At 69.4% G+C, this 12,642-nt stretch carries 9 protein-coding genes; 5 read left to right on the plus strand and 4 right to left on the minus strand.

Annotation, left to right across the window (positions count from 1 at the left end):
- The first annotated feature begins 55 nt into the window (after positions 1-55).
- Together M3149_RS11660 and M3149_RS23030 are read left to right on the plus strand one after the other, a co-directional pair.
- A complete protein-coding gene (locus M3149_RS11660; protein WP_251709622.1) occupies positions 56-2,146 on the plus strand; it encodes a transcriptional regulator in 2,091 nt (696 codons plus the stop codon).
- Between the two features lie 195 nt (positions 2,147-2,341).
- Positions 2,342-4,081 (plus strand): methyl-accepting chemotaxis protein, encoded by a 1,740-nt coding sequence (locus M3149_RS23030; protein WP_435370742.1) that lies wholly within the window; start codon positions 2,342-2,344, stop codon positions 4,079-4,081.
- Positions 4,082-4,105: 24 nt separating this feature from the next.
- Here the strand turns inward: M3149_RS23030 and M3149_RS11675 are convergent, their stop codons facing one another.
- Complete coding sequence (locus M3149_RS11675) at positions 4,106-5,755, minus strand: phosphoethanolamine transferase (RefSeq protein WP_251709624.1); 1,650 nt, start codon at positions 5,753-5,755, stop codon at positions 4,106-4,108.
- 119 nt (positions 5,756-5,874) lie between these two features.
- On the opposite strand from M3149_RS11675, the gene M3149_RS11680 reads away from it, so the two are divergent.
- Positions 5,875-6,636: a hypothetical protein gene (locus M3149_RS11680; RefSeq protein WP_251709626.1), complete on the plus strand. Its 762-nt coding sequence runs from the start codon at positions 5,875-5,877 to the stop codon at positions 6,634-6,636.
- On the opposite strand, the gene M3149_RS11685 is transcribed toward M3149_RS11680, so the two are convergent.
- Complete coding sequence (locus M3149_RS11685) at positions 6,552-9,092, minus strand: cation-translocating P-type ATPase (RefSeq protein WP_251709628.1); 2,541 nt, start codon at positions 9,090-9,092, stop codon at positions 6,552-6,554. The genes M3149_RS11680 and M3149_RS11685 overlap by 85 nt on opposite strands.
- A complete protein-coding gene (locus M3149_RS11690) occupies positions 9,062-9,484 on the minus strand; it encodes a universal stress protein (RefSeq protein ID WP_251709629.1) in 423 nt (140 codons plus the stop codon). Before M3149_RS11690 ends, M3149_RS11685 begins: the two co-directional genes overlap by 31 nt.
- Before the next feature lie 255 nt (positions 9,485-9,739).
- Here M3149_RS11690 and M3149_RS11695 point away from each other — a divergent pair, with 255 nt between their 5' ends.
- Both M3149_RS11695 and M3149_RS11700 read left to right on the plus strand, forming a co-directional pair.
- Entirely contained in the window at positions 9,740-11,020 is a 1,281-nt protein-coding gene (locus tag M3149_RS11695) for a thiolase family protein (protein WP_251709631.1), read from the plus strand.
- A 1-nt stretch (position 11,021) separates the two neighbouring features.
- Complete coding sequence (locus M3149_RS11700) at positions 11,022-11,441, plus strand: Zn-ribbon domain-containing OB-fold protein (protein WP_251709633.1); 420 nt, start codon at positions 11,022-11,024, stop codon at positions 11,439-11,441.
- A 39-nt stretch (positions 11,442-11,480) separates the two neighbouring features.
- On the opposite strand, the gene M3149_RS11705 is transcribed toward M3149_RS11700, so the two are convergent.
- Positions 11,481-12,512 carry a histone deacetylase family protein gene (locus M3149_RS11705; protein WP_251709853.1) on the minus strand — a complete coding sequence of 344 codons (1,032 nt, stop codon included), beginning with the start codon at positions 12,510-12,512 and terminating at the stop codon, positions 11,481-11,483.
- Positions 12,513-12,642: the final 130 nt, after the last annotated feature.

Genomic DNA, 12,642 nt, shown 5'->3' on the forward strand with positions numbered 1-12,642 from the left:
TTGCTCCGGAGGAGAGGTTGAGGACGAGGCCCTGCGTCGCAGGGAGCCCTGACTGTTGACGCCGCGCGTGGAAGCCCCCGTGGTGAACCGCGTGGAAAAGAGCGTGGAAATGAACCAGCCAATGCCTGCCGTCGCGCCGCTGGCGCTGCAACTGCTCGGTCCGTTGTCGGTGCGCCGGCAAGGCGCGGTCGTGGCGCTGCCACCCTCTCGCAAGGTGCGCGCGCTGCTGGCCTACCTGGTGGTGACAGGCCGCCCCAGCGCGCGCAGTCACCTGTGCGAACTGCTGTGGGACGTGCCCAACGACCCGCGCGGCGAGCTGCGCTGGTCCCTGAGCAAGCTGCGCGGCGTGCTCGACAGTCCGGGGCGCGTGCGCGTCATCGCCGACGGCGATCGTGTGATGCTCGACCTCGAAGGCGCCGACATCGACGTGCACCATGCGCTCGATGCCCTGCGCCAGGGCGTGGTCACGCTGGCACCCGGCCGTCTGGCGGCGCTGGCGGCCCATTTCGCGCGTGGTGATCTCCTGCAAGGTCTGGAACTGCCGCGCAGCCCCGCCTTCGCTGGCTGGTTGGTGGCCGAGCGACGCCGCCTGCGCGCCGTGCACGCCACCGTGCTGGAGCACTGGGTGCGCGCGCTGCCCACGGGCAGCGACACCGCGCTTGCGGCGATCGAGCGCTGGCTCGCGATCGCGCCGTTCGACCGACAGGCGCACGAGCGGCTGCTCGACGCGCTGGCCGCGAGCGGGCGCCTGCGCGAAGGCGAGGAACACCTGGCCACCACCGCGCGCCAGTACGAGGCCGAGGGGCTGGACTGGGCGCCCATCGGCCACGCGTGGCGAGCCGCGCGGCAGCGGCACACAGGCGCGGTGGTGGCCACGCGCGCCACCACAACAGCGTCCGCGCCGGTCAGCGAGATCGTGATCACCAGCGACCCAGCACTCGAACCTGAGCGCCAGGCCACCCGGCGCGCATCGCTTGCCGTCATGCCCTTCGAAGACCGCACGCCCGGCGCCACGCGCGGCGGCGGGCTGGGCGACGGCATGACGCACGACGTCATCACGCGCCTGGCCAAGCTGCGCAGCGTGTTCGTCATCGCCTCGGGCACGGTGTTCGCGCTCGCGCAGCGCCAGGCCGGCCCCGAGGACGCAGGGCGGCGGCTGGACGTGGGCTATGTGGCCAGCGGCTGGCTGCGCCGTGACCCGCAAGGGCAGCTGCGGGTGTCGGTGCAACTGGCCGAGACGCGCAGCGCGCAGGTGGTCTGGGCGGAGGAATTCGCGCGCCGGCTCGACGACGCCTTCGCCGTGCTGGACGAGATCGGCAACCGCATCGTGACGGCCATCGCAGGCCAGATCGAGATGGTCGAGCGCAACCGCGCGGTGCTCAAGAACCCGAGTTCGCTCAACGCCTGGGAGGCGCACCACCGCGGGCTGTGGCACATGATGCGTTTCGCGCGCGAGGACAACGAGCAGGCGCGCCATTTCTTTCAGGCCGCGGTGCGGCTGGACCCCACCTTCGCGCGCCCGCACGCCGGTCTGTCGTTCACGCACTTTCAGGACGCTTTCCTGGGCTGGCGCGAGCGCGACGCCGCGATCGAGCAGGCCTACCGCAGCGCGGCCGACGGCGTGATGGCCGATGAGCACGACCCGACATCACACTGGGCGCTGGGGCGTGCGATGTGGCTGCAGGGCCGCCGGGACGGCGCGCTGCGCGAACTGCGTGAGGCCATCGAACTCAGCCCCAACTTCGCGCTCGGTCACTACACGCTGGCTTTCGTGCACGCGCAGTCGGGCGACCCGGCCATCGCCATCAGCGAGGCGGACCACGCCCGCGCCCTGAGCCCCATGGACCCGTTGCTGTTCGGCATGCTCGCCTCGCGCGCACTGGCCTTGCTGCGCCTGGGCCGCATCGACGAGGCGGTGGAATGGGCGCAACGCGCCAGCGCGCGGCCGAACGCGCACATCCACATCCGCGCCATCGCCATGTTCAGCCTGGCGCTGGCCGGGCGCACGGCCGAGGCGCGGGCGGCGCTGGCCAACATCCAGGCCACGCAGGCGGGCTACGGCATGCCCGATTTCCTGCAGGCCTTTCGGCTCGACCCACAAACCGAATCGCTGGTGCGCAAGGCGGTCGGCCTGCTCGACGGCTGAGGGCGCGCGTGCTGATGGCATGGTCGGTGGCTGGAACCTGACCGCCCAGCCAGCCGGTGACGCGATCAACGGCGAAAAGGGCGGAACAGGGTGTGGCTCACCCGGCTTATCCCGGTTCAGGCGGCTGGGGAATCTGCCGAAATACGGGTTGTGGGATCGCCGTTTTCGGTGTCCTGTCTCAACCCGACTACCGAGATGGCCATGTTCAACAACCTCAAGATTTCCACCCGGCTGGTGGGCGCGTTCACCGTGCTGCTGGCCCTCTTATTGCTCATCGGCGCGCTGAGCGCCACCCGAGCCATCGCGGTACGCGACCAACTGGTCGACATCACCGAGCGCCGCATGAAGATCATTGCCGAGCTGGAACTCGTTCGCGATGAAGGCAACTTTCAGGCGCGCGCGCTGCGCAACATGGCACTCATGACCGACCCGGCCCAGGTGGCCCAGGAAAAGCAGGCCATCGAGAAATCGAAGGCCGAAGTGGTCCGGCTCGTGTCGGCGCTCGACAAGATCATCGTGTCGGCCGAAGGGCGCGCGCTGCAGCAGGCCACGGCCGACGCACGCCAGCCGTTCCGCGACGGCCAGGAGAAATTCATGGCCTTGCTGGCCGGCGGCCAACGCGAGGAGGCCATCCGCTTCCTGCTGGAAAGTCTGCGCCCGCTGCAGCTGGCCTACTTCAAGGCGATCGACAACGCGGTGACCTTTCAGTCGAAAGGCGCAGACGAAGCCGGCGCGCAGGCCAAGACGGCGGTGGCCAACCTCGTGACCACCATCATCGCGGCCGTCTTGCTGGCCGCCCTGGTGGCCGTGGGCATGGCCGTTTGGATCATTCGCTCCATCACCCGCCCGATCAATGAAGCGGTGGAACTGGCCCGCGCCGTGGCCGCCGGCGACCTGACGCGCCGCGTCGAGGTGCGCTCGAAGGACGAAACCGGCGTGCTGATGCAGGCCCTGGCCGAGATGCAGAACGGTCTGGTGCAGGTGGTCAGCCGCGTGCGCGGAGGCTCCGAAGGCGTCTCCAGCGCCAGCGTGCAGATTGCGCAGGGCAATCAGGACCTGAGCTCGCGCACCGAGAACCAGGCCAGCGCCCTGGAAGAGACCGCGGCGTCCATGGAAGAGCTGTCCTCGACGGTGCGCCAGAACGCCGACAACGCCGCGCAAGCCAACCAGCTGGCGCAGACCGCATCGAATGTGGCGCGCCAGGGCGGCGAGGTGGTGTCGCAGGTGGTGGACACCATGAAGGGCATCGAGACCAGCTCGAAGAAGATCGCCGACATCATCAGCGTGATCGACGGCATCGCCTTCCAGACCAACATCCTGGCGCTCAACGCCGCGGTGGAAGCCGCGCGCGCAGGCGAGCAGGGCCGCGGCTTTGCGGTGGTGGCTGGCGAGGTGCGCAACCTCGCACAGCGCAGCGCCAGCGCGGCCAAGGAAATCAAGGACCTGATCACCGAGAGCGTGGAGCGTGTCTCCAGCGGCACGGTGCTGGTGGACAAGGCCGGCAGCACCATGAGCGAGGTGGTCGACAGCGTGCGCCGGGTGACGGACATCATGGCCGAGATCAGTGCGGCCAGCAAAGAGCAGAGCGACGGCGTGGCGCAGATCGGCGAGGCCGTGACGCAGATGGATCAGGCCACGCAGCAGAACGCGGCGCTGGTGGAGGAGATGGCCGCGGCCGCCAGCAGCCTGCGCACGCAGGCCAGCGACCTGGTGCAGGCCGTGGCGGTGTTCCGCCTATCCAGCAACGCGGTGGGCTTCAGCGCCATCACGCCGGTGGCACCGGCCGCTCACGCCCCGGCGGTCAGCGCCGCCCCCGCGCGTGCCGCGCTGCCGAAACCCGTGGCGCGCGCCACCCCCAAGGCGGCCGCGCCCACTGCACTGCCACGCAGCCAGGCAACGCACGCTGACGCCACGGGCGAGTGGGAATCCTTCTGATCGCCTGATGGGCCTGTGCCGACCTCACACGCGTCGGCACGGCGCCAGCAAGTCCTTCGCGGCGTCTATGTCGCTGCCGCTCAGGCGCAGCAAGCCACTGACCGTGTGAAAGACGTTGTCCTGGCTCCAGGGCCGCGACGCAAGCGCGTTCAGGCAGCTTGTCTGCACATCCTGCACACGGCGCATGTCGGGTGACATCCACAGCAGCATGGGCACCTGCTTCTGCTCGGCGGGCGCGATCGACCAGGGCATGCCGTGAAGGTAGATGCCCTTTTCGCCGAGGGACTCACCGTGGTCCGACACGTAGAGCAAGGCGACCGGGCGGTCCTGCTGTTTGAGCCATGCCACCGTGTCGGCCAACAGCGCATCGGTCTCGCGGATGGCGTTGTCGTAGGCGTTGACGATCGACGACGGCTCGCAACTGGCGAGGGCCTTCGAGCGGCACTCCGGCATGAACAACTTGTGCTCGGGCTGCGAACGGCGGTGGTACTCGGGTCCGTGGTTGCCCATCTGGTGCAGCACCACCAATGACCCTTGTCGGTCGCGCCCACGGTCGATGGCGGCAAGCACGCCGGGCAGGGACTGCAGCAGCAGGGCATCCGGGCATTCGCCATCGGGGCAGTGCTCGGGAGAGGCCATCGAACTCAGAAAACGGTGGGGAATGCGGTCGCACACCCCCTTGCAACCGGCCTGGTTGTCCAGCCAGTACACGCCCAGGCCGGCGCGTTGCACCAGGTCCACCAGGCTCTCTTCGTGTGCCTGGTTCAGGCCGGCGCGACCCCGGCGCGAGAACAGGCAGGGCACCGACACCTGCGTGCTGGTGCCGCAGGACTGGACGTCGGAGAAGTACACCAGATCACCCTCGGTGCGCAGCGCCTGCAGGCGCGGCGTGGTCGCGCGGGCGTAACCGCCCAGGCCAAAGTTCGCCGCGCGCACCGTCTCACCCACCACCACAACCACCAGCGGCGCACGGTCATGGGCGGCGGCCGTGATGCGCACGCTGGCATCCAGGCCCACGGGCCGCAGCGGCTGGGCGGCCATGGCCGTCTCGCCCAGCCCCTGCACCACCACGCCGTAAACCACGTTGAACGGGTTGACCATGTAGCGCAAGGACTTGTGGTTGCGCATGAGCGAGGAGATGCCCTGGAATCCCGAGAGCAGCGCGACCACAAGCACTGCGAGCGCCACCAGCACGGTGGCACTGCGCTGCCACCACTGGTGCCGCGCTGCCACCGGCCGCACGGGCATGCGCCACCACACGATCGACGGCAGCACCGCACCCACGAACAGCGCCATGGCAAGGTGAGCGCTCAACAAGCCCTGCGTTTCCAGCCGGTCGGTGTGAAACACGTTGGCCACCATGCCGGGGTCGATCACGATGCCGTAGGTGAACATGAAGTAGCCGGCCACGCTGGACAACAGCAGCAGCACAACCCCCAGTGCGCGGCGCCAGGGACCCCACATGAGGGCGGTCAATACGGCCAAGAGCGCGGCGCCTACCACCATGGCGAACGTGAACATGACCCACAGGCCACCGGGCTGCTGCACGTCCGGGCTCAAGTAAACCGCACGCCACAGCGCGACGTTGCCCACCGTGGCCAGCCACAGCGCCAGCAGCAGTTCGAGACCGATCGGGTGAATGCCGCGCGAGCGCGGGGATGGGGCAGCTTGCATGGGGCGCATGCTTTGCCCGGCGCATTAAGCCGCGCTTAAACACCCAGCCTTTGCCATGGGCCATCCGTCGGGCGCGGCGACTTAATCCTGCGTTCAGCCTGGCTGGGTCGAATCAGGGAATGCGCTACGACGTCCTGAAGACCACCTTGAAACCCGCTGGCCTGGAGTGGTGGCTGCCGACCGCGGTGGGGTTGTACCTTGTCGTCTGGTGGGACTACCTGCGCATCGACGTCGGGGTGATGCTGCTGATCGGCACACCGCAAGGCTTTGCGCTGCGCCACAACCTCTGGCTGGAGGCGCTCGGGCACGACGGCGCCCGCAACCTTGCCTTGCTCGTGCTGCTCCTGATGTGGCTGGCGGTGTTCCGCGCGCCCCGCGCGCTGGCCGTTTTCTCCCGTCCGGAACGCTTGTTCATGGCGCTGGCCACCAGCCTGTGCGCCTTGCTGATCAGCGTGCTCAAGCACCACAGCGTGGTGAGTTGCCCCTGGGACCAGGCGGTGTTCGGTGGCAGCGCCCACTGGGTTCCGCACTGGGCCTGGTGGGTGACCACGGATGGTGGCCCGGGCGGCTGCTTCCCGGGTGGTCATGCGTCATCAGGCTTCGCCTTCATCGCGGCGGCCTGGCCAGGGCTGGCCAGCCGCGTTGGCTCGCGGCGCTGGCGCTGGGGCGCCTGGGTATTGGTGCTGGCGCTCGCCTCGGGTCTGGCCTTGGGTGTGGTGCAGACCCTGCGCGGCGCGCACCCACCAGGGCACACGCTCTGGACGGCGTGGCTGTGCTGGACGGCAAGTGGGCTGTTCTACGCCGTGTTCGCAAAAGCGATGGCGCTGGCAGGCGCCAGGCGTGCGGCCAGCGCCCGCACCATGAGCAACACCAGCGCATAGGCCGCGAGGATCCCGCCCCAGTCGCCCGCGTGCAGCGGGCGCAGGTTCAGCCATTCGCTCACACCGGGCACCTGAATCAACACACCCAGCGACATCAGCGTGGCGCCGACGAGCCAGCGCGCCGCGGCGCTGTGCAGGCCGGTCAGTCCGCTGGCAATGCCGGCGCTGGACGCGAGCAGCACACCCAACCCCATGGCACGCGCGTGCTCGACATCGCGATCGGCCCCGAGCGCATGCAGGTAACTCCCGACCACCGCCACGCTCACGAGGCTGCCGATCAAGGCCATCGCCAGCCAGGCATCGAGTGAGAAGAAGCGCGCGCGACGGTGTTGGTGTTGGCGTTCCACCGAGGCCAGTGGTCCGGCCGCGGGAAGGTGCTGGAACGCCAGCATTGCTGTCGGGTGGATCACCAGCTCGAGCCAGACGACGTGGATGGGCAGGAACAGCAGGGGCAGCCCCATCAGCGGCACGGCGGCGGCGCCAACCACGAGCGGCACGTGCACCAGCAGCAGGTAGGCGAACGCCAGGCGCAGGTTCAGGAACAGCTGGCGGCCCTCGGCCACCGCATCGACGATGGTGCGCAGGTTGTCGTCGAGCAGCACCACCGGCGCCACCTCGCGCGCACTTTGCGTACCGCGCTCGCCCATCGCCACGCCAATGTCGGCCATGCGCAGCGCAGGCACGTCGTTGACGCCATCGCCCGTGACGGCCACCAGCTCGCCGTCGGCCTGCAAGGCTTGCACCAGCGCGAGCTTTTGCGCCGGTGTCGCACGCGCGATCACGTGAACGCCGGCGTGTGTGCGCAGCAAGGCGCCGGCGTCGTCGCCCGGCGCGAGTGCGGCGACCACCGGGTGCGCGCCACCGAGCCCGATCTCGCGCGCGATCGCCGCAGCGGTGCCCGGGTGGTCGCCGGTGACCATGATCACGCGCAGACCGGCGTGCATGCAGTCGGTGATGGCCTGGCGCACGCCTTCGCGCACCGGGTCCTCGAAAGCGAGCAGGCCGACCAGGCCGAATCCAGACGCGGGTTCGGCATCCGCGGTGGCGTTTGCCGCCAGGTCGCGGCACGCGCAGGCAATGACCTTGTGGCCGTCGCGTGCCAGGGCCTCCACGCGCGCGAGCCAGGTGGCGCGCTGCGGGTCGGCGAGATCGCACAGGGCGAGCACCGTCTCGGGTGCGCCCTTGGTGAAGGCCGTGGTGGCACCGTCGGCCGCGCGCACGATCACGGTCTCGCGTCGCCGTGCCTCGGTGAACGGGAACGCCGACAGGCGGGTCGCCGCGGGCAGCGGCCCGGCGGCACCGTGCAAGGCCTCATCGAGCGGATCGCCGCTGTCCGGCCGGGCAGCCCACGCCGCGGACTGCAACAGGGTGGCGTCGTCCTGCCCATCGGCCGGCACACGATGCGCCAGCACCAGCACGCCCTCGGTGATGGTGCCGGTCTTGTCGGAGACGATGCAGCTCACACGGCCGATGTTCTCCACCGCCACGGCGCGCCGCACAAGCGCTTTGCGGCGCGCCAGCCGGTAGACGCCCACGCCCAGAAAGAAGGTGTAGACGACGGGAAACTCCTCGGGGATCGCCGCCACCGCCAGCGTCACCGCGCTCAGCAACGCGTCGATCCAGCCATGCCCGTGCCACAACCGGATCGCCGCCAGTGCGGCGCAGGCGATCAGTGCCACCACGAGCAGTGCGACCACCAGCTCGCCGATGGCCTGCTGCAACGGTGTGGCGGCGTGGCTGCCTGCGGTGGCGGATCGCACGATCTCGCCGTAGCGCCTGTGGCCACCGATGCAGAGGATGCGCAGCCGCGCGTCGCCGGTCAGCAGGCGCGTTCCAGCAAAGCCACGGTTGACGTCGGCTGCACGGAGTGACGGCGGCGTGCCCGGTGCAACGCTGCGTTTGGGCACCGGCAGCGATTCGCCGGTCAGTGTGGACTCGTCCACCTGGAGTTCGCTGCCGCCCACCAGCAGCCCGTCGGCGGGAAAGTACCCGCCCGGCGTGATGGCCACCAGATCGCCCGGCACCAGGTCGCGGGCTGGCACGTCCTGCCATTCCCCGTCGCGAAGCACCCGCGCCGTGCTGGCCAGGCGGCTCGCCAGGCCCGCCGACGACGCGGCCGTGCGGCGATGCAGCCAGGCGTCCATGCCGAGCAGCGGCAGCATGGCCAGCAGCAGCGTGAGCGACTCGCCGCCCTGGCCCAGCAACGCGTACAGGCCCGATGTCACCAGCAGGAACCACAACATCGGGTCGCGCGCCGTGTCGCGCGCGATCACGCGCCAGCCGCTGGCTTGCGGCGGCACGATGTCGTTGAAGCCGTGCACGCGCTGCGCCTGCACCTGCGCCGAGGTCAGCCCCTGCGCGCTCGCATCGGCAGCATCGGCCGCATCGGTCGCGCCAGTCGCGTCGGCCGCGGCGAGGCGAACGGCTAGCGCACCAGCAGCACCGGCGTGCGGCACAGGGAGAGCACCTTCGTGGCCACCGAGCCCAGCACCAGCCCGGCCAGAGCGCCACGGCCGTGCGTGCCGAGCACGACAAGATCGAAGCGCTGCTGCTCGGCCAGCCGGGCGATGGTGGACGCCGCCGGGCCGATGCGGTGCGCGAATTGCGCCGTCAAGCCACGCCGCTGAAAGAACGCGCGGACCGGCTTGAGCACGTTCTCGGCGTCCTCGCGGTAGAGAGCCTGCACGTCCGGCTTGTCGGCGAAGGCCGCCGCGCGGTGCGGCAAAGGTGCCACGCAATAGAGCACCGTGTAACTGTGTTGCGCGCCCAGCCAGCCGTCATGGGCAGCCAGAAAGGCCAGCATGCGCCGGGTGAAGGGGCTGCCGTCGACCGCCACGAGGATCTTCAAGTTGCTGCCTCCTGCTTGCATGGGCCGCGGCCGGCAGGGTGATCGCCCTGACACCGGACACACGTGCGATTGTGGTCCCCCGCAGCCGCAGCGGCTTGATCTTCATCAACGCGGGGTGGCCATTGACAGCGTTCATCCGCAGCGTGAGCGGCCATCGGCGCGCACACGAGCTTGATGCGCATCAACATCGGCCCGGCGCATGCATCTAGATTGCCAAGGCAGGCTGATCCAGCCACGGTATGGAAGGGGACATTCATGCGGAACCAGTTGCGCGAGCCGGTGGCGATCGCCGGCGTCGGGTGCTCGCGATTTGGCGACCTGCTGAGCACGCCCGGCCTGAAGGGGCTGAGCCTGCAGGCGCTGACCGCCATGGCGGTGAAAGAGGCGCTCGACGATGCCGGGCTGAGCGGCCAGGACGTCGATGCGGTGTTCGCCGGCAACGCCATGGTGCACAGCTCGCAGGTGCCGGGCACCTACACCCAGCTCTCGAAATGGACCGGCACGCAGTTCAAGGCCGGTGTGCACTTTGAGGCGCAGTGTTCGACCACCAGCGTCGGCGCGGCGCTGGCGGCCATGGCGGTGGCAGCCGGCGTCTACGACGTCTGTCTCGTCTACGGCCTGGAGACCACGCGCACCAAGGTCAAGGGCCTGAGCCCATACGAGCGCGAACCGATCAGCCACCAGCAGACCTGGCTGTGGACCGACATGGCCGTGAACCAGGCCTACGGCGTGCCGCAGGGCTACGACATCTTCTCCACCTACAACGGTCTGGTCGCGCTCGGCTACTGCCGCAAGCACGGCATCTCGATCGAGGACTACGAGCGCGGCATGTTCGAGCTCTGCCGCACGCGGCGGCTGCACGGCTCGATGAACCCGAAGGCGAACGTGCAGGAGACGCTGGAGGCCAAGGCCGCGGCCGAGGGCTTTGCCGACCCGTACGACTTCTGGCGCTCGGACCAGCACAACCCCTTCGTGGCCTGGCCCTCGCGGTTGTTGAGCCTGGTGACGACAGCCGACGGCGCGTCGGCGTTGGTGATCGCGCGGCCCGAGGCGCTGCGGGGTGCGAAGTCAACGCCGATCGGGTTCAAGGGCTTCGGCATCTGCTACAGCGACCTGCCCTGGTACGGCGAGGACCCGACGCACTGGGAGTTCGACCGACGCGCCTGCCACGCGGCAATGGACATGGCGGGCATCGGTGCGGCCGACATCGACTACCTGCACACGCATGATTGCTCGCACATCTCCGGCCTGTGCACGGCCGAGATGATCGGCTACCTGAAACCCGGCCAGGGGCTGGCCGCTGCGCGCGAAGGCCGTCTGCGCTTCGACGGCGACCGCCCGATGTCCACCCACGGCGGGCGCCACGCTTTCGGGCACGCCTGGGGTGCGAGCGCCGGCTCCGACATCTACGAAGCGGTGCTGCAGATGCGTGGCCAGGCGGGCAAGCGACAGATGCCCAAGCGACCCGAGATCGCCATGATCCACACGCATGGCTACGCAATGATCAGCACCGCGGTCACCCTGGGAGCACTCTGACATGGGCAACGAGCAAACACAGCCCAGCGCGATCCGCTGGTACTACGAGGGTCTGAAAGAGGGCACGTTTCGCGCCGTGCGTTGCAACGACTGCGGGCGCCTGACCTTCCCGCCCACCGGGTGTTGCGAGCACTGCGGGAGCTGGTCGGTCGAGGGCACCACCATCAGCGGCGAGGGCACGCTGCTGTTCGCGACCCACAACATCGCGCCCGCCTGCCACCCGCGCTTCGAGGCCATCGCCCCCTACGTCTATTGCCACATCCGGCTGAAGGAAGGCAACATCGTCCAGGCCATCGTGCTCGGCGTGCAGGCAACGCCCGAGCAACTGCATGCGCTGTTCAAGCGCGGCCCGGTGCCGGTGAAGGCAGAGACGTTGACGATGGAAGACCTGCCAGTGCTGGCGTTCCGGCTCGCCGCTTGAGCGTGCCGCAAGGCGAGGCTGTGGCGCTGCCTGACGCGATCAGGCGAACCCGCTCAGCACGTTGGCTGCGTTGACGCCCAGCTCCTGGGCGGCATACCCGCCTTCCAGGATCAGTGCCGTGGGCAGGCCCAGCAAGTGCAAGCGCTGGCCGAGCCGGACGAAGTCTGGCGATTGCAGCGCGAACTTCGAGATCGGATCGCCCGCGTAGGTGTCCAGCCCGAGGGACACGACCAGCGCGTCGGCGCCGTGGGCCGTGACGCGCTGGCAAGCGGCCTCCAGCGCTGCGAACCAGCGATCAGCCGACGTGCCGGCCGGCAAGGGCAGGTTCAGATTGAACCCCGCGCCCTCCCCGCTGCCGGTCTCGTCGGCGTGACCCAGGTAGAACGGGTACTCGGTTCGCGGGTCGCCATGAATGCTCACGAACAGCACATCAGAGCGCGCGTAGAAGATGCTCTGCGTGCCGTTGCCGTGGTGGTAGTCCACATCGAGGACAGCCACGCGCTGGCAACCGCGGGCCAGCAGCGCCTCGGCCGCGATGGCGGCGTTGTTGAGCAGGCAATAGCCACCCATGAAGTCCGCCCCCGCGTGGTGGCCCGGCGGCCGGGTGGCGCAGAACACGGCACGCTCGCCTTGCGACAACAGCGCTGCCGCGCTTACCGCCGCATCGGCACCGGCCTTCGCGGCCTGCCAGCTGCCTGCGGCCAACGGGGTGCCGTTGTCCATGGAGTACAGGCCCAGTCTGGCGATGAAGTTGTCGGGCTCCACATCGTGGCGCAAGGTGCGCACCGGCCAGACCGAGGGGAATGGCTGCACGCTGGCGTTGGCAGGGTCGATGGCCAGCCACTGCTGCCACACGGTTTGCAGAAAGTGCAGGTATGCGGCCGAATGCACACGGGGCAACACGTCCGCGCTGTCGACGTGCGGCGCGCGCACCTCATGCCCGCGCGCAGCGAGTTCCGCCAGCACGTACTCGGCGCGCGACGGCGTTTCAAAACACGGCACCCGCTCGCCGCGGAAGAACTCGTGTTGCGGGGCGTGCAGGGCGTGGCTGGGGGAGACAATGGCGAGCATGGCGGGCAGGCTGGTGGGTGTGACGGCAGGCAGGCAGCCTGGTGCCTGCACTGTAGCGGTGTCGATGTCCCGGCCAGGCCTGGTCACGCCGGGCATGAAGGGCCCTCTCCCACCCTTGCACGCCACACCA

Source organism: Hydrogenophaga intermedia, from assembly GCF_023715105.1.
Lineage (GTDB): Bacteria > Pseudomonadota > Gammaproteobacteria > Burkholderiales > Burkholderiaceae_C > Hydrogenophaga > Hydrogenophaga intermedia_A.